The 24,091-nt window shown below is 55.0% G+C and carries 16 protein-coding genes and 1 pseudogene; 12 read left to right on the top strand and 5 right to left on the bottom strand.

Going from position 1 to position 24,091, the window contains the following annotated elements:
- The first annotated feature begins 108 nt into the window (after window positions 1-108).
- Together JJQ51_RS32090 and JJQ51_RS32085 are read left to right on the top strand one after the other, a co-directional pair.
- Window positions 109-1,485 (top strand): aldehyde dehydrogenase family protein, encoded by a 1,377-nt coding sequence (locus JJQ51_RS32090; protein ID WP_269245813.1) that lies wholly within the window; start codon window positions 109-111, stop codon window positions 1,483-1,485.
- Between the two features lie 24 nt (window positions 1,486-1,509).
- Window positions 1,510-3,591 (top strand): FUSC family protein, encoded by a 2,082-nt coding sequence (locus tag JJQ51_RS32085; RefSeq protein WP_269245812.1) that lies wholly within the window; start codon window positions 1,510-1,512, stop codon window positions 3,589-3,591.
- Between the two features lie 51 nt (window positions 3,592-3,642).
- Here the strand turns inward: JJQ51_RS32085 and JJQ51_RS32080 are convergent, their stop codons facing one another.
- Window positions 3,643-5,127: a mechanosensitive ion channel family protein gene (locus JJQ51_RS32080; RefSeq protein WP_269245811.1), complete on the bottom strand. Its 1,485-nt coding sequence runs from the start codon at window positions 5,125-5,127 to the stop codon at window positions 3,643-3,645.
- 661 nt (window positions 5,128-5,788) lie between these two features.
- Window positions 5,789-6,544 carry an alpha/beta fold hydrolase gene (locus JJQ51_RS32075; protein WP_269245810.1) on the bottom strand — a complete coding sequence of 252 codons (756 nt, stop codon included), beginning with the start codon at window positions 6,542-6,544 and terminating at the stop codon, window positions 5,789-5,791.
- A gap of 629 nt (window positions 6,545-7,173) precedes the next feature.
- Here JJQ51_RS32075 and JJQ51_RS32070 point away from each other — a divergent pair.
- From JJQ51_RS32070 to JJQ51_RS33015, 8 genes are all read left to right on the top strand, one after another.
- Entirely contained in the window at window positions 7,174-7,929 is a 756-nt protein-coding gene (locus JJQ51_RS32070; protein ID WP_269245809.1) for a response regulator transcription factor, read from the top strand.
- 135 nt (window positions 7,930-8,064) lie between these two features.
- Window positions 8,065-8,508, top strand: coding sequence for a (2Fe-2S)-binding protein (locus JJQ51_RS32065; RefSeq protein ID WP_269245837.1), 444 nt, complete (start codon window positions 8,065-8,067; stop codon window positions 8,506-8,508).
- Complete coding sequence (locus tag JJQ51_RS32060; RefSeq protein ID WP_269245808.1) at window positions 8,509-10,791, top strand: xanthine dehydrogenase family protein molybdopterin-binding subunit; 2,283 nt, start codon at window positions 8,509-8,511, stop codon at window positions 10,789-10,791.
- Complete coding sequence (locus JJQ51_RS32055) at window positions 10,788-12,122, top strand: c-type cytochrome (protein ID WP_269245807.1); 1,335 nt, start codon at window positions 10,788-10,790, stop codon at window positions 12,120-12,122. Before JJQ51_RS32060 ends, JJQ51_RS32055 begins: the two co-directional genes overlap by 4 nt.
- Before the next feature lie 103 nt (window positions 12,123-12,225).
- On the top strand, window positions 12,226-13,662 hold the full coding sequence (locus tag JJQ51_RS32050) for a cytochrome ubiquinol oxidase subunit I (RefSeq protein WP_269245836.1): 1,437 nt from the start codon (window positions 12,226-12,228) through the stop codon (window positions 13,660-13,662).
- A 1-nt stretch (window position 13,663) separates the two neighbouring features.
- The gene (gene cydB / locus JJQ51_RS32045) at window positions 13,664-14,674 is read left to right on the top strand and encodes a cytochrome d ubiquinol oxidase subunit II (protein WP_269245806.1); all 1,011 of its coding nucleotides are present in this window, start codon (window positions 13,664-13,666) and stop codon (window positions 14,672-14,674) included.
- Window positions 14,671-14,823, top strand: coding sequence for a DUF2474 domain-containing protein (locus JJQ51_RS32860; RefSeq protein ID WP_331275836.1), 153 nt, complete (start codon window positions 14,671-14,673; stop codon window positions 14,821-14,823). The genes cydB and JJQ51_RS32860 overlap by 4 nt, the downstream gene beginning before the upstream one ends.
- 103 nt (window positions 14,824-14,926) lie before the next feature.
- On the top strand, window positions 14,927-15,259 hold the full coding sequence (locus tag JJQ51_RS33015) for a GFA family protein (RefSeq protein ID WP_442967358.1): 333 nt from the start codon (window positions 14,927-14,929) through the stop codon (window positions 15,257-15,259).
- Here the strand turns inward: JJQ51_RS33015 and JJQ51_RS32035 are convergent.
- Window positions 15,158-16,714, bottom strand: a complete 1,557-nt coding sequence (locus tag JJQ51_RS32035; RefSeq protein ID WP_269245805.1) for a winged helix-turn-helix domain-containing protein — start codon at window positions 16,712-16,714, stop codon at window positions 15,158-15,160. The genes JJQ51_RS33015 and JJQ51_RS32035 overlap by 102 nt on opposite strands.
- A 765-nt stretch (window positions 16,715-17,479) precedes the next feature.
- On the opposite strand from JJQ51_RS32035, the gene JJQ51_RS32030 reads away from it, so the two are divergent.
- Both JJQ51_RS32030 and JJQ51_RS32025 read left to right on the top strand, forming a co-directional pair.
- On the top strand, window positions 17,480-20,653 hold the full coding sequence (locus JJQ51_RS32030; protein WP_269245804.1) for a winged helix-turn-helix domain-containing protein: 3,174 nt from the start codon (window positions 17,480-17,482) through the stop codon (window positions 20,651-20,653).
- A 102-nt stretch (window positions 20,654-20,755) separates the two neighbouring features.
- A complete protein-coding gene (locus JJQ51_RS32025) occupies window positions 20,756-22,048 on the top strand; it encodes an MFS transporter (protein ID WP_269245803.1) in 1,293 nt (430 codons plus the stop codon).
- A gap of 78 nt (window positions 22,049-22,126) precedes the next feature.
- Here JJQ51_RS32025 and JJQ51_RS32020 read toward each other — a convergent pair.
- Window positions 22,127-22,329 (bottom strand): annotated as a pseudogene (locus JJQ51_RS32020) (hypothetical protein); the annotation flags it as partial.
- A gap of 79 nt (window positions 22,330-22,408) precedes the next feature.
- Entirely contained in the window at window positions 22,409-23,416 is a 1,008-nt protein-coding gene (locus JJQ51_RS32015; RefSeq protein ID WP_269245802.1) for an aldo/keto reductase, read from the bottom strand.
- Window positions 23,417-24,091 lie beyond the last annotated feature (675 nt).

Raw genomic sequence — 24,091 nt, 5'->3', positions numbered from 1 at the left:
ACTAGCGATTGCCCTCTTCCCGGCAGGCTGGGCAATTCAACGCCATCAGCCGTCGCCCGATTGTCGGTGACAGGACGCTATGTCATTCAAATCGTATTGGAGAGTCCAATGATATCTGTCGTCAAAGCCTTTGACCGGAGCCCGCTCGCAGAACTTGAAGCTGACGACGCTGCGGCATTGGAACGCAAATTAGCCACTGCTCAAAAGCTGTTCAAGGACCGCGGTTCATGGTTGAAAGTCTACCGGCGCATTTCTATCCTTCATAAGCTCGCGGCGCTGATGGAAGCAAAGCGAGAGGTGTTCGGCCGACTGATCGCTTCTGAAGGCGGAAAACCGCTTACCGATGCCCTGATTGAGACAGACAGGGCTATTGATGGCGTGCGGATCGCCGCGGACGAACTTCGAACCTGGGGAGGTAGGGAAATCCCCATGGGCTTGACCGAAGCGAGCGTGGATCGTCGCGCGTGGACTTTAAAAGAGCCGATTGGTGTTGTCGCGGCTATTTCCGCCTTCAACCATCCGCTGAATCTGATTGTTCACCAAGTTGCTCCGGCTATCGCTACAGGTTGCCCCGTTATCGTCAAGCCGGCGATGGCAACACCATTGAATTGTATAGAACTCGTCAAATTGGTCCATGAGGCTGGGATGCCCGAAGGATGGGTGCAGACGTTTCTGCCAGAAAATCGGGCTCTTTCTGAAGCTTTTGCAACTGACCCCCGCGTGGCGTTTCTCAGCTTCATCGGTTCCGCAAAGGTCGGCTGGTCGTTACGGTCGAAACTGGCTTCAGGCGCTCGCTGCGCTCTGGAACACGGTGGTGTAGCCCCGGTAATCGTCGACAAATCGGCTGACATCGACAAGGTTATCGAGCCCATCGCAAAGGGAGGATATTATCACGCGGGGCAAGTCTGCGTGTCCGTCCAGCGCATCTATGTCCATCGTGAAGTCATGACCGAGTTCGTTGAGTTGTTCGCGGAACGGGTCAACAAACTCAACGTCGGCGACCCGTTGTTGTCAGAAACGGAAGTCGGCCCCCTAATCAATCCCGGGGAAGCTAACAGAGTCGCAGCATGGATCGAGGAGGCGGTGGCCGCCGGGAGTGAGCAGCGGGGAGGCGGTCGTTTATCTTCAACCACGCTTAAGCCCACCATCCTCATCAACCCGCCCAAAGATGCCAAGGTATCGACATTCGAGGTTTTCGGTCCGCTGACCTGCGTATATCCCATCGGTTCCTTGGACGAAGGCATCAAAGAAGCGAATTCGCTGCCGGTGGCGTTCCAATCGGCAGTGTTCACACAGGATCTCTCAGCAGCACTTCGGGCGGCCGAGGAATTCGACGCATCTACGGTGATGGTGAACGATCATACCGCCTTCCGGACGGACTGGATGCCGTTTGCAGGTCGCCATATCTCCGGGCATGGCACCGGCGGTATCCCCTATACAATGCATGAGATGACGGCAGAGAAGATGGTCGTGTTTCGTATCTGACGCTCGATCGTAGGTCGAGACCGAGTGCCTGATCGCACCATCACTTTAGAAAGCTCTATCAAAATGCGAATCACATCGAGATTAGTTTCCTTTGTGAGCCGACGGACCGCGTGGTCGGAAGGGCACGTGTTCACGATCGCGCCGGAACAGATGAATGTGGCCGACGGCCTCCGGACAGCCGCGGGTATGGCATTGGCGATTGGTGCGGCGATATATTTCAACATTCACGACCTCGCGTTCGCGGCTGTTGCGGTGTTTTGGACCTTCTTGGTTGATCCTTTAGGGGAGACGAAGCAACGCTTGAAAACCCTCTTGCAGTTCACGCTGCTGGGCACAGCGGCGATCACGTTAGGCGTATTTGGTGCGCACATGGGGACCTTGACAGCCGGACTGACGCTCTTTGCCTTGGTCTTCGCCTGTGGCATGACGCGGTCATACAACGTTGCCTTTGGTCCCACTCCCGCCCAAGGCGGATTGATCGCGGCAGTGGCCGTGGTCATCGGCATCTCCTCGCCACGAGATTTGACCGGTACAGTCTATCTCGGCGTTTATTTTGCTGCTGGGTGCCTGGGAGCTATTGCTCTTGCGTTGCCCGTTTGGCCGAGACGATCGCCGTCACCGGGTCGGCAGATGTTGATTGCCATCTTTTCTCGGTTGGAACAGATGCTCTCGTCACTTCTCGATCTCGATACCGCGACAAATGCAAATCCCGAGCGATGGAATCAGTTCAATATCGTCTATCGACGAGCCACACGGATATCAATCGAACGCGGTCGAGCCATCGTTGCGAGGATGGTAGTCAAGCAATCTCGTTATAGCAGAGCGATCGACGCCGCTGGACGAGCTTTTGCGGCGCTGATCGCTCTAGGTCACTATAGAAATCAGGAGGGGCGGCCGTTCAATGCAACCGAGAGAAGCTTGATCCTGGATCTTAGGGATAGTCTCCGGCTTGTCATCGAACAGATTGATGGAAAGCACTTGTCTCCCCCTGTCGCTCCACAGGATCTGCTCGAATTGGTGGCACGCGCCGGAAAAGAGATCGGACTTGTCGGCCGATCTGTCCGCTTTGCAGCGCAAGCGCTTGAGAATTTTCTACGCAGCTGGGAAGATCCAGAGCCCAACCAAATTCCGCCGCTCGTCGCAGCAAACCAACCGCCAAATAAAATCAGCTCCATCGTCTGGCGACATTCGCTCCGCGTAGCACTGGCGGTTCTTTGTTGTTACTTGATCGGTGTAAGCTTCGATGTGAGCTTTTCATATTGGGGCGCTATTACCACGCTCGTCGTGATGCAGCCTATTGTTGGAAATACCTGGCTCCGTGTTTTAGAGCGGGCAGTGGGAAGTTTCATTGGCGGATCGATCGCCGCCTTCCTTATCTGGCAGCTTTCCGGGGTTGTGGAGATGGCAATAGTTATAGTGCTCCTTTCGGCGGTCGTGATTGCGTTGAGGTTGGTCAACTATGGACTCTTCGTTATCTGTCTGACGCCCATGTTCATGCTGCTGTCGGATTATCTTCGGCCGTCCGACGGATTGATATTGGCCCGGGTGATCAATGAATCGCTCGGGGCGTGTCTTGGCCTCGTCGCCAGTATCGCTCTATGGCCCGATCGCGAGATTCGAAGTCTTTCTGGTCTCATTGCCAGCGCAATCCAGGCCAATCTAGCTTTCGCAACCGCAGTACTGAGATCAAAGGGCGACGAAACTGCCGACCTTGATCAGCTGCAGCAAGGCGCTGGTGTTGCAAGTGCTCGCCTCGAGACCGCTAGAGAGCGGCTGTGGCTGGAAGGCCGCAAGAGATCGCAACGCCTTCAACAGCTGGGGTCGGTAACAGCCGCGTTACGTGCGGTATGCGGGGCAGCTGCAGTTTTGGAGATAACCGGTTTGCAGGAGCCGGACGACGCTCGGGCAGCAATGTACGAGCAGATATCCACCGACGTGCAGCAATGGCTTGCTTCCCCGAAGGCGATAGATCCACCGAATATTGCAATAGCCGAGCAAGACGATCTCGAAAGATCCCTGGAAGGATTGATAAGGGCCCTCGCTGACTACGTCGGAACTGCCTCATCGGAATCAACCGCCTCACCAAGGTTGGCGGTACACGCGTAGCGCCGGCCAGTCAGACGGCCAGAGCCTCCCTGGCAGTAACATTGACCACATTCATTTGAGATAAAATAAATGCCGTATTCTCGTTCTTAAAGTATCGATGCTGTGCGGCGTCTGATGGATCCCCGCCGCGTGTATGGCTTCTTCGGCCCTTGTGCGGGCCGAAAGGATTAGTGCCAGCTGTTCAGCAATCGCTGGTCTTTCCTGCAACACTGCTGCAAGGCGGTTCTTTGTTATTTCGCATACGATCACAGAAGACACAGCGCGTACCTCACAGCTTTCAAGCGCGCCAAGTAGAACGCCTCGTTCTCCAAACAGATCCCCCGGAGCGAGCCTGCGGTATTCGACATGCTTCTTGCCGTCGGTATCGACAAGGGCGGCCACCCCACTCTTCAAGAGCATAAGTGATGTCGATGCCGCACCTTTGTGTGCAATCACCTCATCTTTCTTGAAAACGTGATGTGCCATATCTGTCGTCAGGTCGACCTTCTCTTTCGCCGTCAGTACATCGAATAATGGGAACAATCCCATGAATTTCGCGAGATGAGCAGTTGGCGCAGGCAGTGTTAAATCGGCCTGGCGTGCGGCTTCATCCCGGGGAGGCGCCGTCGCCAATTCCAAACCTACGGCTGTCGTATGTCTGTAGACGAGGTCAAACAATTCAGTTCGAGCTCGAGCGACAGAATATATATCTGGCACGCGATAGGACACCTCAACTTCGATGGCATCCCTGTTCAAACTAACAATTGCGGCCGAAGGGGCGGGAGCTCGTAGTATTTCATTGCTGCTCAGAAGAACCTTGTCAAAAATCTCTATGATTTTAGACGGCAATATCGTTGGCGAGAGCTTAATTCTAAACGAAGCTCCGTGAGAGGCATTCGGCACGCTCAGGTTCGTAATCCTGCTTTTAGCCAGAATGCTGTTCGGCACGACGACAAGGTCCCCTGTGCCATTAATGAACTGCGTTGAGCGCCAGTTGGTCTCCAGCACTTTGCCCTGGACATTTTCGTCCAACACCACCCAGTCGCCAACAGAGAGTGGCCGGTTGAGATTTAGTGCTATTCCGGAAAACACGTCATTTAAGGTGCTTTGAAGCGCAAGACCGAGAGCGATGGCGAATACCCCGGATGTTGCGACAACCGTGCCAACGGGAAGTCTGAAGACATATGCGAATACGCAAAACGCGGCTCCCGTGTAGATCACCGCGATGACGATATCCTGTAGCAGGCGTCCTTCGTTGGGTTTCTCTTCAAGGATAAGAAACATCCGGACAGCGCTTACTAATACAGCAGCGCCGCCGATCCACCATATTGTCTTCAGCATCCCATCGCTGAACTGATCGACAACGGAGGTCCCAGCCGCGAGCGGCATATAGGGCGGCATTCCGTTGTAAATGAGAAGGCCGGTCAAGATGGCGAATAAAACGAGGTTCAAGCTGAACCGCGTTAGAGTGCTTCCCGGTAATGTAAACTTTGCTAGAGAGCGGAGGACAAGGAGAGCGAAGAACTGCGCCAAAGGGTCGTTCAAAACCTGTGACATCTCCGTCAGTGCTCCTGGAGGCATTTGACCCTACTGGGCAACCATTCGATCCGTAACTGAGGAATTTACGGGATTCAGCAAAATCGATGCGAGAAAAATGGTGAAGGGCGGTGAAATCTAAGGGTTTCAATTCCCTCCAATTAACGATCTTTCACGCCTGCGCCTTGCATTTTCATGGTAATCGAAGAACGGACAGCGATACCTGTCGCGAACTGCGAGGGGCTGGCGCGGCGCGGCACGCCTCAACAAGGTTTGCCGCCTGGCCGTGTCGAGGACGATCATGCGCAGAGCCCACATGACCTTAACGCTCGCTGAGGCATAGGAAGTCGGCTAAGCTGCTGGAGGATGGCATGCAGTATCGGCATTGCCTGCAATGTCGCAGCCGTCGACAATGGCGGTCATAATATTCTTTCGCTCGGCAAGATGGTGCGCTAGGGAACGTGCACATAGCTCGGTCAACCGGCTCTTGAACGGCGTGGCGATTGCGATGTCTTGCGTTCGTCGGAAGACTGCGCGAACTCTTCGATATGATACGGCTCCCCAATCGCCGAGACGATCGATGGCCATCGGCCAAATCTGAGAGTTTTCGGAGTATCGCGCCAGCCAATGACATCGTTGTCTGCAAATTGCCCATGCTGCCGACGCAGCATGGGCGAGCCAACTATTCCGCAGCTTTGATGATCAGCTCGGCAACTTCCTTGGGATGCGATAGCATCGCAACGTGACTGGACGGCAGTTCGATGGAAATCGCTTTAGCCGCCTTGACTTGATCCTTTTCCATTTGAGGCGGAATGATCGCGTCGTGGGTGGCAACGACCATAAAGGTCGGTTTGTCACGCCAAGCCGCTTCGGTAACCTTCGCTGTGAGAGTGCGGGAATGGAAGGGACCCTGCACTGCTGCAACGACCTTCCGTTCAGTAGGCGTCAGATCCGCCGCGAAACATTTCTCAATTCCCTCATCGCTGATGGTCAGATAACCGTCCGAGTCCTTCTGGAAGTACTTCAGGCTCTCGGGGGCAGGATACTTTGCGGAGATATCCTCGACGGACTCGCCTTTATCGGGAGCATATGCCGCGACATAGACCAGAGACTTCACCTTGTCGTTATCACCGGCCTGGGTAATCACCGTGCCTGCCCATGAGTGACCGACAAGCACGACGGGACCTTCGGCATTTTTGATCGCGCGTTTCGTCGCTGCGACGTCGTTCTCGAGAGAATCAAGCGGGTTTTGAACGGCAACAACCTTAAGTCCGGCTTTCTCCAGGATCGGGATCACCTTCGACCACGATGTTCCGTCGGCGAATGCGCCGTGAACCAGAACGGCGGTCTTCGCCTTGAGTTCTGCCCCATAGCCAGGCGCAGACATCGCCGTAACAGTAGACAACATGATTCCAACCTGCAAAGCAGCTTCAAACATTCTCATCACCATGCTCCTTAACGGTTTCCTGTGTAGTCGCGTCGCGTTTGAACAAACGGCTTCCAAGATCCGTTCATCTGCCGCGAGCTGCGCTTGCCTTTGTTCGGCGAGCCAGGTTCAGGCAGGTAACAGAGCCAAAAGCTAATTCGGTCTGAAGCAGCTGGCCTCTTGTCTGCCGCGCCTTCCGTTCCGATCAGCAATTAGTTCCCAATGCTGGATCGACCGCCATTGGCTCATCGAACGCTCAGGGAAACCTAACTTTGGCCAACCATTTGTTCGTGAGCAGTAGAGCCCATCGCATTCTCGATGCGAAATTAATTGTGGTGAAATCCGGTCAATGTTCACCAGGCATATCGAGGAATTCAGGTGGCCGGCGCTGAGTTACCAGAGTTTGCACTTGCGGAGACGGAAGTGTTCGGCGAAGAACCAACGAAAATTCCCTTCAATCACGGGCGTTCAGCTAGCTCATCTTTTCTATCGCCGTCACAGGGACGGCGTCTCTTCGTTCGGCGCGAAGTTGCTGCTCAACGGTTTCCCATCGTTTGACAACAATTCACGATCTAGGACGGCCCGAGAAATGTAAGGTCATTCTCACGGATTTCTTATCGACAAAGCGTAAGGAGAGCCCGATGACGATTTCTTTTCCGAAAGGCGGGGCCCCAGCAGTTCCTGTCGAGGCGGTGAGCGCCATCGCAGTGATTGATGACGCCTCTTCGATCCGTAACTCACTTGCTGACTTACTCGAAAGCATGGGGTTTGACGTGACAACGTTCGCCAGCGCGTCCGAGTTCCTCGATGCGGGAGTCGGTGAAGATTTCGTCTGCATTTTGCTGGACGTACGGCTCCAAGGCATGAGTGGACTGGAACTGCAAGATCGTCTTAACGTACTCGGTTCTACCACTGCGATTGTCTTCATAACGGGCTATGCAGACGTCAATATCTGCGTACGCGCGATGAGGGGCGGTGCGATCGACTTTCTTCAAAAGCCGTTTCGAGAGCAGGATCTTCTCGATGCCGTAGTGCGAGCGGAAGGCGAGAGTCGTCATCGAAGGGAAATCGCTCAGGTCTCCGAAGGCATACGGAACAAGATGTCGTCGTTGACAACCCGTGAGCGAGAAGTCTTGGACGGTATCTGCAAGGGACTGCTGAACAAACAAATTGCTGCGGAACTGGGTATTTCTGAAATTACCGTCAAAGTTCACCGGGGCCATGTCATGAGAAAGATGAAGGTTCGGACGGCGGCGGAGTTGGTGAAGCATGCTTCACTGCATTCCTTTATCGATACTCACATTGCCAAAGCCACTTCGCACCAGCGAACATCTTTAGCGAGGGGTGCCGCAAGCTTTAGTGAGCTAAGGCGGATCGTATTCGATCTTGCAATGTAGGTGGACCTCCGCCGAACTCCGGCTGACTATACGATCGTATAGCTACATTTCGAGCGTAGGCTTCCCCTAACGTCATTACTTCGCAGTTCGCTTTGGTTGCGGAATTAGTACTCGATGAAGCGAGAGGATCACACGATGGGGATTCCAGCCGTGGTAAATGGCAGAGATGTAGAATTCGACGGTTCGGCGGACATGCCTCTGCTATGGGCACTTCGCGATCTTCTCGGCATGACAGGGACGAAATTCGGTTGCGGCATCGGGCAATGCGGAGCGTGCACTGTCCTAATCGATGGGAGACCGGTTCGTTCGTGCATGGTGCCGATCGGCGAAATTGACGGCGCGGTAACAACTATCGAAGGCATATCGGCAACGGAAGAGGGGCGCCGAATACAAAAGGCTTGGCTTTCGCTTGAAGTCGTCCAGTGCGGATACTGTCAGTGTGGGCAGATCATGGCTGCGAGCGCGTTGTTGGCGAGAAACCCCAACCCGGACGATAGAGCAATCGACATCGCCATGTCCGGGAACATCTGCAGGTGCTGCACCTACGTTCGCATTCGCGAAGCTATCAAGGAGGCTTAGATGCGATCCTTTGGTCTGGTGGGTGATGCGGCGCTACCGCGCATGAGTAGAAGAAAATTCATCGCGGGTGCCAGCGCATTAGTGATGGGCTTTGCGTTTGATCGGCCGGCGCGGGCAATGGTGCCTGCCGACGCGGCGGTAGGCGCTGGTGCGGCTGATGCCATAGGTTCTGGGTTCGAGGGCTTCGTTCCCGACGGCTTCATAAGAATTTCGACAGACGGGCGGATTGTGTTGGTGGTTCCCGGTTCCGAGATGGGGCAGGGGATCGCGACCACTGAGGCCATGCTGCTCGCCGAAGAGCTTGAGGTCGCGCTGGAGCAGGTGGAAGTGGCGCTCGCTCCCGCCGACGCAAAGGCTTATGATCAATCGATCTTGCACAACCAGATAACCGGCGGCTCCACTTCCGTCCGTGCGTTCTTCACACCACTGCGGCAAGCCGGCGCGGCGGCACGCCTGATGCTGGTCAGCGCTGCAGCGGAGCGGTGGGGCGTTAAGCCGGCGGAGTGTCAAGCCTCGCTGGCGGTAGTGTCACATCCGGCCAGCGGCCGCACTCTGAAATACGCGGATCTGGCTATTGCCGCGCGCGATCAGAAGCTCCCGCCTGAGGTTCCCCTGAAACCCCTTGCCGATTTCAAGCTTATTGGCAAGCCGTTGAAGCGGATTGACACCCCCGAAAAGGTAACGGGGGCCGCGAAATTCGGAATCGATGCGATAGTCCCCGGCATGCGATATGCCGCCATCGCCATCTGTCCGACGGTGGGCGGGCGAGTGCGTGCGATTGATGACAAGGCCGCGAGGGCTTGTACTGGCGTCGTCGATATACTGCAGATCGAAGACGCCGTGGCCGTTGTGGGTGTAAACTACTGGGCGGCCAGAAAAGGCCTGCAGCAACTTACTATCGATTGGGACTACGGCCCTCACGAAAATCTTTCGTCCGAAGAGCTGTGGAATGGCTTGAAAACGGCAACCGGAAAACCGCTCGTCGCCAAGGTCACCGGCGATCCGGACACGGCCTTAGCCAGCGGTGTCCGCATCGAAGCAACATATGAGTTGCCGTATCTCGCACACGCGGCACTCGAGCCGATCAACACAACCATACACGTCCGGCCGGACGGCTGCGACGTTTGGGTGAGTACACAAGTTCCAAAAGACGCGCGGATCGTGACATCAGAAATAGTCGGACTGCCGCCAGAGAAGATAAATATCCATACGCATCTGATCGGAGGCGGTTTTGGGCGCAGGCTTGCGGTCGATACGATCCAACAAGCAGCCCGCTTCGGGAAAATTGCGAATTATCCTTTGAAGATCATCTGGACGCGTGAGCAAGACATCATGCATGACCGCTTTCGGCCAGCTTACTACGACAAAGTGGCTGCGACGCTTGATCCCAAAACTGGACTGCCATCGGTTTTTTATCACCATACGACTTGCTCCAGCGTGTTGCCGTACTTCTTGAGAGCGCCGTGGCCAGAAGACAAAGTCGACTCCGATGCCGTTTCCGGCAGCATAAACCATCCTTATGCCATCCCGGCAGGCAAATGGGAGTGGTTGCGGAAAGACAGTCCGATAGCATTGAATTGGTGGCGCGGTGTCGGCGAAGGACACAACGTGTTCGTTGTCGAGAGCTTCATCGACGAGCTCGCACTTGCCGGAGGTTCGGATCCGATAGCCTACCGACGGGCGCTTGTGGAAACCAATCCGCGAGCTAAAGCCGTCCTGGATAAAGTCGCTGAGGCTTCCGATTGGAGATCGCCGTTGAAGGTTCGGTACGGACGTGGCGTCTCTTTGCATCAATGTTTCGGCTCGTTCGCGGCACTCGTAGTCGAGGTCGAAGTGGACGAATTTGGCGAAGTAGCCTTGCGGCGGTTGACCGCGGCGGTTGATTGCGGTGTTCCTGTTAATCCGGACAGCATCATCGCGCAGATGCAAGGCGGCGTGCTATTCGGCCTGTCCGCAGCGCTTTACAACGGCATGACGTTCAAGGACGGTCGTGCCCAACAAAGCAATTTCCACGATTATCGGCAAATCCGTATGAACGAAGTGCCTCCTTTCGAGGTCTTCGTAATGCCAAGTTCCGAGAGCCCCGGCGGGATGGGTGAGGTCGGTACGGCGTCGTCTACGCCGGCGCTAACCAACGCCATATTTGCGGCGACGGGCGTGCGCCTTCGGTCTACACCGGTCAACAGATCGCTCCTTGCAATCAAAGGCAATAGAAACCGCGTCCCTGAGACGCTTGCCTGGGGACTGCCGTCGAAAGTTAGCGAGGGGGGTATAGTTCCATGATTGATCGACTTCGCTCTGTTGCTAAGTTCCTCGTGAGCAATTGGAGATGCTTGGTCACTATCGCGATTTCGCTCGCGGTCGTGGTTTTAGCGGGCGCGGCTGTATTCTTCTTTTGGCCGCACAGCCTACCCGAGGTCGCCGCCAGCCCCAGTCAGCCTCAGGGTGCGGATCTAGTCGCAAGAGGTAAACACCTGACGATTGCCGCAGACTGCGAGGCCTGCCACACAACGCCGGGCGGCAAGCCGTTTGTCGGCGGATTGGCATTCAAGCTGCCTTTCGGCACAATTTATTCGCCGAATATCACCCCCGACCAGAAGACCGGTATCGGTGACTGGACAGACGCGGAATTCGTGAGAGCGGTTCGATCGGGCGTGGGCAAGCACGGTGAAGACCTTTATCCCGCGTTTCCCTATACGTCGTACGCACTGCTTTCCACAGACGACATACTGGCGATCAGAGCATATCTGAAAACACTAAAGCCCATCGAATACACGCCGCCCGTGAACGATTTGCTCTTCCCGTTCAATCAGCGCTACGTAATGCGCAGCTGGAAGCTCCTGTTCGTTCCGTGGCACCAGTTCGAAAACGACCCGACGAAAAGCGCGGCTTGGAATCAAGGGGCGTATCTTGTCGAAGCCCTCGCGCACTGCGGCGAATGTCACACCCCTCGTGGCTTGATGTTCCAACGCGAACAATGGAAGGCGCTGTCGGGCGGAGCAGTCGATGGGTGGATTGCTTGGAACATCACACAGGACAAGGAAACGGGCATCGGCAAATGGTCTGATGCAGATATAGCCTCCTACATTTCCAAGGGCCACGCGCAGGGGCACGGACCCGCCGCAGGTGCAATGCGCCAAGCTATCAATCTAAGCCTAAGTAAACTTCCTCAGTCCGACGTCGATGCCATCGTCACCTATCTTCGAGATATTCCGCCACATACCGCCAGCTACCAAAATGAGCCGATCATATCTGTCGTGCCGGCGGCGCAAGCCTCACAGGCTTGGTCGCCTCAGCAAACCAGCGGGAAATTGGGTGAGCGGATATTTGAAGGCGCCTGCGCGAGCTGTCACGGTTTTGACGGTCGTGGGCAAAATTCCTCGCGTGCCGCTCTGATAGGATCCCATTCAATTAGTGACCCCACTTCGTCGAACCTTCTCCGCATAATTCTGCAAGGGAGCTCGGATCCGGATGGATCGGCGACGACCGCAATGCCTGCTTTTGCCGACGCTTATTCCGATACTGAATTGGCGGCATTGTCGAACTACGTCATCGAACATTTCGGGGGTCGCCAAGGAAGAGTGACACCGAACGACGTGGCCAACGCCAGATAGCTAAACGAGGCCAGCGGAGGGCACATGTCCTCCAACAATAGATTTTCTACCCGGTTTCTCTCAGCGGAGGAATGCGTCCAAATATCGAAGAAGGACCATGTCGATGTCTGCAATTAGCGCCTTCGATCTAGCACGACTGCAATTTGCATTTACTGTTTCTTTTCACATTCTCTTCCCGACGATAACAATCGGGCTGGCCAGCTATCTAGCCGTTCTAGAAGCGCTCTGGATCGCTCGAAGAGAACAAGCGTATCTGCAACTCTATCACTTCTGGTCAAAGATATTTGCCGTCAATTTCGGTATGGGTGTCGTCTCCGGGCTGGTGATGGCTTATGAGTTTGGGACGAACTGGAGCGGCTTCTCGCGCTTCGCCGGCGGTGTGACCGGGCCGCTGCTAACGTATGAGGTTTTGACTGCTTTCTTCCTCGAGGCAGGGTTCCTTGGGGTTATGCTTTTTGGCTGGAACAAGGTCGGACCAGGCCTTCACATGTTTGCTACTGCAATGGTAGCTTTAGGTACGTTGATATCGACGACTTGGATTTTGTCGTCGAACTCGTGGATGCAGACACCACAAGGATATCTGATCGAGAACGGTCGCATTGTCCCGACCGATTGGTTAGCGGTCATTTTCAACCCTTCCTTCCCCTTTCGTCTAGTTCACATGACGCTCGCGGCGTATTTATCGACCGCACTGTTTGTTGCCTCGGCTGCCGCTTGGCATCTGCTGCGCGGGAAATCCACGCCTGCCGTTAGAAAAATGTTCTCCATGGCACTATGGCTGTTGCTCTTCGTGGCTCCGATCCAGATCGTCGCCGGTGACGCGCATGGTCTTAATACATTGGAGCACCAGCCTGCGAAGATCGCGGCGATTGAAGGACATTGGGAGAACGATCCGTCGCAGACGAGCTTACCACTCATCGCGTTCGGGATACCGGACATGAAGGCGGAGCAAACAAAGTACGCGATCGAGATTCCGTATCTCGGCAGCCTCATTCTCACCCACACGCTACACGGCAAGATCCCGGGGCTGAAGGAGTTTGCCCAGGAGGACAGGCCGGACTCCACGATAATCTTCTTTACATTCAGGCTTATGGTGGGTCTGGGGCTTGCGATGGCGTTGCTCGGAGTTGCGGGAGCATTCTTTCGTTGGAAGGGTCGTCTTTATGATTCCAAGCCGCTGTTGGTTTTTGCACTTTGTATGGGGCCGTCAGGGCTGATCGCACTCCTTGCAGGTTGGCTGACAACCGAAATTGGCCGCCAGCCTTGGGTTGTTTACGGCCTTTTGCGAACAAAGGATGCAGTTTCCGATCACTCGGTGTTATCGCTTAGCGTCACCCTCGTGGTCTTCGTTGTGATCTACTTCTTTGTCTTCGGTACGGGCATCATCTTTATGCTGAAGATGGTCGGTAGCGGACCGGATGAATACGGCACAGAGAAGTCGCCGCAAGACGCCAATCAGATCCGAAGACCCGCGCGACCGCTCTCTGCCACACCCGATAATATCGATCCTGCGCCCGAACGCGAAACGGAAGAGGTGTAATATGGGTATCGATCTTCCCCTTATCTGGGCCACTATAATCGTCTTCGGCGTCATGATGTACGTCTTCATGGACGGGTTTGATCTTGGGATCGGGATGCTGTTCCCGTTCATACCCGATCGCTCAGAGCGAGATGCGATGGTGTACACGATTGCGCCGGTCTGGGATGGCAACGAGACCTGGTTGGTTCTCGGTGGAGCGGCATTGTTCGCGGCCTTTCCACTGGCATACGGTTTGATACTGAGTGCGCTTTATTTGCCGCTCATGTTGATGTTGGCGGGTCTGATCTGGCGAGGTGTGTCCTTTGAATTTCGGTTCAAGGCGGGCGAGAATAGAAAGGCGTTCTGGGATTTCGCGTTTGCCAGCGGATCGTACGTCGCCACATTCGCACAGGGAGTGGCACTAGGCGCTTTTATTAACGGCTTTCAACTCGACGGCTCAACCTTTGTCGGTGGCGCGTTGGACTGCTTCACGCCATTCTCGATTTTCACCGGCATTGCGCTAATGTTTACATACACCCTTCTGGGCGCGACCTGGCTTGTCATGAAGACAGCAGGAGACCTTCAGGTACGGATGCGAAAGCTTGCCCAACGAGTATCGATCGCGCTCCTCCTAGCGATAATCATCGTGAGCATCTGGACACCGCTCGCGCATCCAGAGATAGCGACGCGGTGGTTCTCGTTGCCGAATATAATCTTCTTTTGCCCTGTTCCTATTTTGGTCCTCCTTTCCACCGCGCTGCAGTTATATCTTCTCAAACGATCCATCGGGAACGCATCGCCCTTCTGTCTATCACTCATACTGACTTTCTTAGGGTATACCGGGCTGGGTATCAGTCTGTGGCCAAATGTGATTCCGCCATCGATCTCTATCTGGGACGCGGCAGCCCCAACGCAAAGCATGGCGTTCGCGCTAGTCGGCACGCTTTTCATCATTCCAATCATCATGGTCTACACGTCCTGGTCTTATCATGTCTTTAGGGGCAAGATTGAGGTTGGCGGGGGATATGAATGATGCTCTGGGAGAAGAGCCTCGTGGTGCTGCAACGAGTTGGTTGGCTGATAGTCATTTGGACGATGTCGGTACTCGCTCTAGGGGTGATCGCCACATTAATTCGCCTATTGATGTCGGCCGCTGGCTTGACCGTCGGCTCAACACAATAGCCATTTCACCGCACTTTGCCGCGTTCAACATCATACAGGCGGACATTGTGTTGGCGTCTGGGGGTGCGAAAATCGGGCCAATGGAGTTTGAAAATGGCGGAAAATGCATTCCGGGCAATGCGCTTGCCGCGTGGTCAAATTTGAACTCGATATCAACCCATCATTTTTGGCGGTATGTGCCTGCCTGGATTGCAAGAAGGCATCCGCCGGCGAAGCCGCAATTTCCATTGGGGTACTAATACGATGGTCGAGGCTATTGGCGCTACAGGAAGTGTTGGGAATCCATCCGAGTGGCGTCGCGGGAATTGAGCATCGCGCGCGGTTCCGTCTGTTCCTAAAGCCCGTCACAATGATTAAACGCCTTTGCCGCCGGGTCGATCAACGCCCGTTTGTGCAAAGCAGCATGCTTGACCAACCGGCGATCCTCCTCCCATGAATCTCGCCCACGAACACTAGCGAAGGCGCGTGTCGTTTCCGGCATCCGATAGCTTGACTTCCCGTGCGCCGTGTCGACGCAGATTAGAGACTTATCAGTTAGCCTTCCGAGATTATCGACTGTCCGCGTCATACTGAATCCAATGACTTCGCACGCGTGCGCAGCATCCCGCAATTGGAAACGCCCAACAAGAGTTGACAGACGAATCAGCATGACTGCCTCATCGTCGGATAACAACCTATAGCTCCAGCCCAGATTTGCGAGCATGCTTTGCTGGCGTAGCGGCGCGGTCCTCTCACTGTTACTTATTTGCAGGAGCTCCTGCTCGCTCATGGCGTATAAAGACTCCAAGCCATAAGCGAAAATCTTGCTAGCCACTGCTTTGATTGCGAGCGGAATGCCATCAAGACGGCGACATATGGTCGAGACTAAAAGCACATCCGCATCGCTAAAAGTGAAACTCGAATAGCTATTCGCACACGCAACGAACAACTCTACGGACGTAAATTGCAATGCCATCGATGCTGTGATTTTCTGGTGCGGGCTGGGGCACGAAAGGCTTCGCAACCGGTACACTCTTTCGCAACTGAGCCGCAGTGGCTCCCGACTGGTTACCAATATCGTTAGCTTCGGCAAAGCTCTGAGCAAGCACTCAATAATTGGTTGGACGGTCGTCGAGACATGCTCGCAATTATCGAAAATCAACAGAGACTTTCGACGATATAACAGTTCAATTATGTCTGATAGTACATCTCCCGCACTTTGTTGCACACCCAGAGCTGCTGCAATTGCTGCGAGAACGAATTGCGGCTCTTCCAACTTAGAGAGATCGATAAAAAAGACGCTATTCGGAAAGAGGGACATCGTCTTGTGCACTACCTCAAGCGCGAGAGTCGTCTTCCCAATACCCCCAGAACCTACGACGGACAAGCACCTCGCCTTCACCAAAATGGCAATTAAGTCACTGATTTCATTCGTTCGGCCTACAAGCAAGGATGGTCGGCTTATCGGTTTTGCCGGTATGCCAATTCCATTGGTTGGAATTAACGATTGTGCCTCGAGTTGATGGACCTCTGCGATGAACGAATATCCGCGGCCCGAAACGGTCGCGACGTAGTTCCCTGGTGCACTGGCAAGCAGTACCCGGCGCAGTGCCGCAATGTTAACCTTGAGATTGCTCTCTCCCACGTAGGTGCTTGGCCAGCAAAAAGTCATCAATTCGTTCTTGCTTACGACATAACCAGCCCGCTCGACGAGTAGAGTCAGAATGTCGAACGCACGCGTGCCTATCTTTATCGGCAAGCCGTCCCGCAGAAGCAGTCGTCGGCGCGGTACGAGCGTGAAAGGCCCAAACGAGTAGCTCGTCACGTTCGCATCGCCCTGCAATTTCGGATATTCCGACAACTTCATTTGCTGTCGTTCGGAGAAGGGCAGATTTTCGCGAGCGTCGCGCAATTGGGACGCCCCTTGCCGAATTCGCAGTGTGTTGAGGGGCGGTCCGATCGCGAACACACAAAAGGCCTTTCCATACCTCGCCCACAGTTTCCAGAGCGACCGTTGGCTCGATCAGAATCGAGCGAGGTTGAATCTCGAGATGCAATGCCGGCTGATAGAGGCCCTGATCGGCAACTGGACTTCAGGGAGCTTCGAGAGAATGCGGTTTTCTCCATAAGGCGTCCCTATTTCTGCTAGAAAGCGGATGATGGTTTTAGTGCAGGCTACCGATAGTTTTTAATCGAATTCCAACTCACACAGCCTAAATCTGCCGCTAAGTATTGTCCTTACGGCCGTCCATAAGAATCTTTAAGATTTCTTTTGTTTTAGAGAGGGGGCTGGCAACCAAGATGTACAACCTGTGCGCGATGTTGGCGCTACATGGCGCGTCACTATACGAAGGCATTTACAGTGTAGTCGTCGCGTTCCGCATACGTTCTTTCCACTGACAAAGGCCGGCAGTCTTCCAATTGTCCTTAAAAGTCCTTAAAGTCTCTCGGGCGCGCAAGCATTAGATGGGGCGGATATTAGAGCGGGTGGAATGAAATTTGTAGTCGACGACGAGTCAGCGCCGGATAACAAGATTGCGCTACCGATGCTCGGTTCTTCATAACGTTTACCAAACTCAGCATCTCAGGGTTCCTCGCTGTGAACGTCATGCATGATGATATATCCGGGAGACAGCAAGGTCGGCGGGGAATAGACATCCAACGTGGTGAGCTATACGTGGATGGGTCGACTGTCCCGATGGGGCGTCGGGCGTTAGCCGTTTTGGAAATGCTGATCGAGGCGTCCGGAGCGATCGTATCGAAGTCAGATCTAATTTCACGAGCGTGGCCTAATGCTCCGGTCGGCGACACAGCTCTCCAGGTGCAAATCTCCGCGATACGCGCTGCGCTAAACTTCAATCGAACGTTGTTGAGAACTGTGTCTGGCAGAGGCTATCGTCTTCTTGGTGAATGGGCCGTCTGGAAGTCTACGACAGCAGCTGCGCCGAAGCCCTTACCAACGCCGAGTTCCAATTCAGGGCAACGCCAATCAATCTACCGATCAGAAGAGTGTGAAATCGATTTGTCACTGCGGCAGGTACGCATTCACGCCAATGCCGTACCGATAAGCGGACGCGCCTTCGACATCTTGGCAGTAATGGTCCAACAGGCAAACCAAATTGTGACGAGAGGCAATCTCTTGGATCTCGTCTGGCCGGGTGTCGTTGTCGGAGAAACGGCTATAGATGTGCATATTTCCGCAATCCGAAAGGCACTCGGTTCGCATCGCGCTATGCTGCAAACAGTTTCGGGGCGCGGCTTCCGGCTGGCGGGCGCGTGGTCCAAACAGACAACTAATCCGGCGCCTCTCAGCTCTTCATTATCTCGCGGCAATAACTTAACAAACTTGCCCGCGCCCAAAAACGATATTGTCGGCCGTGCCGGCTCTTTCGAATTCCTCCGGGAAGCATGCTCTGCCTATCGTATTGTCACCTTGACGGGCTCGGGTGGCATCGGCAAAACGACGCTCGCGATCGAATTGGCGCGCGGCCTCCTGTCGCGATTTGATGCTGGCGTTTGGCTTGTGGAGTTGGCCGCGCTTGTGGATCCAAGCCTGATGCCGATAGTCGCGGGAGATGCAATCGGCCTGCAGGCTGAGAGGCGTCCGACGTCGGCCGAGGGCCTGGCCCGACTGATTGGCGACGACAGTCTGCTCTTGATCCTCGACAATTGTGAACATCTCATCGGCTCAGCGGCTAAATTTGCAGAAACTCTTGTCAATTTGGCACCGAATGTGGTCATTCTCGCCACTAGCCGCGAGACTTTGAAGATTAGCGGTGAGTACGTCTATCGTGTTCAGCCCCTTGACGTTCCGCGTCACGAAGCAGATTCGCCAGGCGAGATTCTTAGCAATAGTGCCGTCCAAATGTTTTTGGGCTTGGCTGAGGCGTTGCAGGTCGCAGACTGGCGCGAAGGCAGGAATCTGCACTCAATCGCCAATATCTGCCGCCAGCTTGATGGATTACCTTTAGCGATCGAGTTCGCAGCCGCCCGCTCCGCCTCATTGGGGCTTGTACGAGTTGCAGATGGTCTAGAGGACCGTTTCGCACTTTTGACAACGGGACGTCGCACGGCGCTGCCGCGCCATAGGACGCTTCGCGCTGTCTTCGATTGGAGTTATGCCCTTCTACCGGACGTGGATCGGCTATTGCTCCATCGCCTCGCTGTGTTTTCGGGAGGGTTCACTTTCGAAGCGATTTGCGCCGTGATGCCGGATTATTCGTCGTCCCAGATTGCCGACAGCATCACGAGTCTTGTTGAGAAATCGATCATAACACTGGATCGTACAACGTCCGCAGAGCGCTGGCGCTTGCTTGAAACCGTTCGTGCCTACGCGATGGACAAGCTTGCTATTGGCGGCGAGCTTCCAACGGTGGCGCGCGGGCATGCTCAATATTTCAAGGAGTTCTTTGCAGCCTACAAAAGTGGCTCAAAGAGCGATGAGAAGATCGGCGAAGATCTTTCGCTAAATTATGCCCGTGAGATCGACAATCTTCGTGCGGCTCTTACTTGGGCATTCTCGCCAGGCGGTGACGCAACTATCGGGGTTTCCCTGGTTGCCGCCGCCGTAACCTTCTGGTTGGCGGAGTCACTGCTCGAGGAATGTAAAAAATGGAGTTGCCAAGCGCTGGCTGATCTGGAGCTTTCGGGTAGTCCCGAGCAGGAGATGATCTTGCGCAGTGGCCTGGGGCAATCGTTAATGTTCACTGAGGGCATGACGCCAGCGACATACATGAATTTGACGCGAGCGCTGTCACTCGCCGAAGCTCTCGGCAATATCGAGCATCAAAGGCGTGCGCTGCACAGCCTTTGGCAGATTAGTCTACGCTCATTGGACCTGCAGCGAGCATTGCAGCTTAGCCGACGATACACCGAGTTGGCGCGGAGCGACATCAATGGAGCGCCTGTTCGGATGGCGAACCTGATGGCGGGTATATCGTTGGTCTATCAGGCAGAGTACCTTAACGCGTCCCATTTGTTGGAGCGGGCCGCCGAGGAGTACTTAGAGGTTGGCTATCGCCAAGCATCAGAATCGTTCGGGATCAACGCTCGGGCCGCCGCCTTGGGACATTTATCGCCCTGTCTGTTTGCACGCGGACAAATTGATGCATCCATAAGGGTCGCTGAACGATCAATTGAGGAGACGTCTGAGCATCGGCAGCCGGTGGCTCTCTGTTTAGCGTTGGCGCGACCCGCCGGCCTGCTGTTGCCTGAGATCGGTGCTCTTGACCAGGCCGAGCGCTATATCGCTCTCATGCAGGAACAGGTCGACCGCCACGCACTTCCGACCTTCCGTGCGGTGGCGCATTGCGCACGAGGACGAGTCCTTGCCATGCGCGGCAAACCCACTGTGGGCGTCATTGAGCTTAAGTCCGGCTTAGAGCAATTCCAGGAAACCGGATACCAGTCATTTATACCGCCGTTTCGTGGCTATTTCGCGGAGGCGCTCGCTGCGACAGGTGACGTTGAGGCAGGCATCATTGAAGCAGAGGCGGCGCTGCAGACGGCAGAGCAAACGGGCTACATGGAATACGTGCCGGAGTTGCAGTGCATACTTGGCGGACTAATCGCGCTTCACCGTCCCAACGATCCATTTGCGGAGGAGTTTTTCCTTCGCGCAATCGATCTCTCGCGTCAGGAGCTGGCGCTGTATTGGGAGTTACGCGCGGCGGTTGGCCTGGCGGAACTTTGGCAAAAGCAAGATCGACACAGAGAGGCACGCGCGTTGCTTGATCCGATCTATCGTCGCTTCACGGAGGGCCGCACCACTTCAACGCTAGTTCGAGCGCATTCGATCCTTTGCTCAATCGGGGGTCAAAGAAAAATGAAGGCTAATGTGCCCGCGTGGTGAACTGTTCGCATCCAAAACCGCGCACATTTAGTGCGTGCGCCAAACATATGGGTGCCCTCTTAATATGTTCGTCATGGCTTAAGGAAGGATAGGGGAAGCACAATGGAAGAGCATGACGCAAAAATGGCGACAACAATGGGCGCGATGCGATGGAAGCGTGTCATCCCGGTGGCGATGGTGGTTTACATTATCTCGTTCATGGACCGCACCAATATCAGCTACGCCTTCGCCGGTATCGGTAACGAGTTTCACGTCAGTAAGGCGGATCAAGGCTTCGCAGGTGGCATCTTCTTCATCGGTTACACACTGTTTCAGATTCCCGGCGGTTTGCTTGCCACCCATTGGAGCGTCAAGAAAACCGTTGGCGTCATGATTTTGCTATGGGGCGGCGCGGCGATCTGGTGCGGTCTTTCCCGTAGCTTCGATGAACTGATAATCGCTCGGTTCGCTCTGGGCCTCGCGGAAGGGGGGATATGGCCGGCTATCCTCGTACTGATCAACAATTGGTTTCCTGCCTCAGAGCGGGCGCGTGCTTACGGTTTTTGGATGATGAACCTGGCGATCGCTTCGATCATCACACAGCCGCTTTCTGGCCTAATCGTCGAGCTGACTAACTGGCGCGTGATGCTCTTGGTGGAGGGAGCGTTGCCTTTCTTCGTCGCCGCGCCGATTTGGTGGCTTTTGATAGCCGACACCCCGCGCAGCGCACCATGGTGTTCGATAGCTGAACGTGATTTCATTGAAACGTCGCTAGCGGAAAACGATGCCAACAAGCCAATTGGCTCATCATTGCGAGGCATTTTCACCGAGCTCGCAGTTTGGCAGCTCGTCGCGGCTTCCTTTTTCATTCAGATCGGTTTCTACGGCTTAAGCATGTGGCTTCCATCTTTGCTAAAAGCGTTAACGGAGAAAGGCTTTGGCGCGGTTGGATTGATTGCAGCTTTGCCGTATTGCGCGGCAATCCCGTTTATGTGGGTAAACGGCTTTCTGGCCGATCGTAATAGGCGTTACCAGCATCATGTACTGCTTTCCCTCGTCATTGCTGCCGTCAGCTTGATTGCATCGGTCCTGATCGACGGTTCTTCGGTGATATTGTCGATATTCTTCATCTGCCTAGCAATCGCTGGCGCACTATCGTACGAGGGGCCATTTTGGGCGACGGTGTCTCGGTCGGTGACGCTGTTGGTAGCGGGCGGTGCGGGTGGCTTAATCAATGCGGTGGGCAATCTCGGTGGCTTCCTCGGGCCGCGCCTGGGAGGAGCTTTGCTTGACATGAGCGGCGGCCGGTACGTCGTTGCTGCTTCAGTGCTCGCGGCCTCATTCTTAGCGGCGGGTCTCTTGATGCAAACAGTCCGGATGCCCGCCGAGGAGGTTGCTACGGTACCAAGTCGGTAGCAAGTTGGTAAGCTGCATATGAATCTCGGTTCATGGATTTCCTCCAAGAGCGTTTGAACCCGGAAGGTCAAGCATCGATCACGCCAAATTTTGAACCGGTATTTCAATAGTAGCGGGAAATAAGCCCGTTTGGTTAGTCTGATCGGGCAGGTCGACCACATGCACATGAGCATAGCGACCCCCCAACCTTCCGGCGGATCATAGCCTTCCATGATGGGATGAGAGGTCTCCAGAAAGTGCTTCGTCGCGTGCTCGCCGTCTGCTTGGTCGCAGTAGCCGACCTGCCGCCGGAACGCCGGTTAGCGAGCGTGTAGCTCTGCTCCTGTGGCGCTCCGACTGACAAGCGGAGCTCGCGGGTGCTTAGGCAGGAAGCGGAGCTGATGCGTTGACTAGATGCTCCTTTCGCAGTTCTTGCCAGAAATCCGAGGGGACGACCTCGGCGAGTGCGGCGCTATCTTCGGCGATGCGGCTAGGTTTACTCGCGCCCGGGATGACCGCGGCGACAGCAGGATTTGCAAGCACAAACTGCAGGCCAGCCGCCTTCATGCTGATCTTATAGCGGTCTGCGATCGATTTGATCCGCTTCACTTTTTCAAGGATCTGCGGCGTAGCGGGCGCATATTCGAAATTGGGGCCGCCAACGAGCGCGCCCGAACTGTAAGGGCCGCCAGCCACAATACCGAGGCCCTTTTCAGTCACCATCTGCATGAGGCGTTGAAGGGCTAGATCGTGATCCAACAATGAATATCGGCCTGCGAGAAGGAACCCATCGGGGCACGGCTCTTCCAGCTCCATGATGAGTTCAATTGGTTGAACGCGGTTTACACCCAATCCCCATGCCTTGATGACGCCTTCGTCACGAAGCCGGTCGAGAGCCTTGAAAGCCCCTTTTCTTGCCGTTTCGAAAATGTTGAGCCATTCGTCACCGTAGAAGTCCTGGGCAACATCGTGAACCCAGGCAATTTCGATACGATCAGTCTTCATGCGTTTCAGGCTGTCATCGATCGAACGAAACGTGGCATCTGCCGAATAGTCGTTTACGATCTTGTTTGGTCGGCCATATTTGAAGACGTCGCCCTTCTCGCCGAGATCCCGTGCACCGACGTCTTCGATTTCGTCCAAGATCAGTCGGCCGACCTTGGTGCTGATAACGTACTGGTCTCGCGGCTTAGCGTGAAGGGCATCCCCAAGCCTGATCTCGGCGAGCCCCGCTCCGTAAAATGGAGCATTATCGTAGTAGCGAATACCGTTGTCCCAAGCGGCCTCGACGGTCGCTAACGCCTCGGCCTCGGGAATGTCGCGGAACATATTTCCGAGAGGAGCCGCACCAAAACCTAGTTTGCTCGGCAGTATATCTTTCAGGGTCATTTCTTATTCCTCTTTTATGCTGTGATAGCGTGTTTTCGGTTCCCATTTTCGCCGGAAACCGTGCGGCGCAGCGATCCGCTGAAGAGTGGCTTCGCAGACGGAAATTCACGGCTGTGGCGGAACTGCTCCACAGCGGAGTATCCGAGTTTTGACTCTCGGCTTTGCGCTAAGCCGCCATCGTATGACGTGCGACTTCTCGCGCTATGACACTCAACGGGAGCGACCAGCCGGAGCCTGGCGCAATAAAGGTTTCGATTGCGCCCGTCCCGCTGACGGCATCCTCGCTAAGCGGGAGCAATAAAGTGGCTTTGCCAACGGTTAGGCTGGATCGGGATAGGAAACGGCCCAGATGAACTACTAGATCAGCGGCTTGTTCGTCGAAGACCTCTGGTGCCGATCGTGTACTCGAGACCAATGGAGAACCTAGCGCTGGTAATGTGACAACATCCTGGCAGGATAGAATGCAGGATATTCCGCAGGAGCCGACCGTGAGACAGGAGATCTCCTCGATTGGTGCATCGAGTATCTTCGCCGCTCTCGTGGATCCAGTGAACTGCACCCCGTTCTGACCGGACAGTCGGCATAAGCAGAAAGGCTCAAGCACAGGCTTGAGGACATGCTTATGTCTAACGAGTATCGACACGTTGAACTGCTGACGGGTGATGTCCGGCGCAG

Origin of the sequence: Rhizobium sp. AG207R, assembly GCF_027109195.1 — a bacterium.
GTDB lineage: Bacteria > Pseudomonadota > Alphaproteobacteria > Rhizobiales > Rhizobiaceae > Rhizobium > Rhizobium dioscoreae.
Note: the sequence above shows the minus strand (reverse complement) of the source record. Positions and strands in the feature narration are given on the sequence as shown.

Bases quoted from the DNA above. Each gene is read 5' to 3' on its own strand.
- JJQ51_RS32060 (WP_269245808.1), top strand. From the start codon at position 8,509: ATGCGATCCTTTGGTCTGGTGGGTGATGCGGCGCTACCGCGCATGAGT.
- JJQ51_RS32065 (WP_269245837.1), top strand. From the start codon at position 8,065: ATGGGGATTCCAGCCGTGGTAAATGGCAGAGATGTAGAATTCGACGGT.
- cydB (WP_269245806.1), top strand. From the start codon at position 13,664: ATGGGTATCGATCTTCCCCTTATCTGGGCCACTATAATCGTCTTCGGC.
- JJQ51_RS32075 (WP_269245810.1), bottom strand. From the start codon at position 6,544: ATGTTTGAAGCTGCTTTGCAGGTTGGAATCATGTTGTCTACTGTTACG.
- JJQ51_RS32050 (WP_269245836.1), top strand. From the start codon at position 12,226: ATGTCTGCAATTAGCGCCTTCGATCTAGCACGACTGCAATTTGCATTT.
- JJQ51_RS32015 (WP_269245802.1), bottom strand. From the start codon at position 23,416: ATGACCCTGAAAGATATACTGCCGAGCAAACTAGGTTTTGGTGCGGCT.
- JJQ51_RS32080 (WP_269245811.1), bottom strand. From the start codon at position 5,127: ATGTCACAGGTTTTGAACGACCCTTTGGCGCAGTTCTTCGCTCTCCTT.
- JJQ51_RS32090 (WP_269245813.1), top strand. From the start codon at position 109: ATGATATCTGTCGTCAAAGCCTTTGACCGGAGCCCGCTCGCAGAACTT.
- JJQ51_RS32070 (WP_269245809.1), top strand. From the start codon at position 7,174: ATGACGATTTCTTTTCCGAAAGGCGGGGCCCCAGCAGTTCCTGTCGAG.
- JJQ51_RS32025 (WP_269245803.1), top strand. From the start codon at position 20,756: ATGGAAGAGCATGACGCAAAAATGGCGACAACAATGGGCGCGATGCGA.
- JJQ51_RS33015 (WP_442967358.1), top strand. From the start codon at position 14,927: ATGCATTCCGGGCAATGCGCTTGCCGCGTGGTCAAATTTGAACTCGAT.
- JJQ51_RS32860 (WP_331275836.1), top strand. From the start codon at position 14,671: ATGATGCTCTGGGAGAAGAGCCTCGTGGTGCTGCAACGAGTTGGTTGG.
- JJQ51_RS32055 (WP_269245807.1), top strand. From the start codon at position 10,788: ATGATTGATCGACTTCGCTCTGTTGCTAAGTTCCTCGTGAGCAATTGG.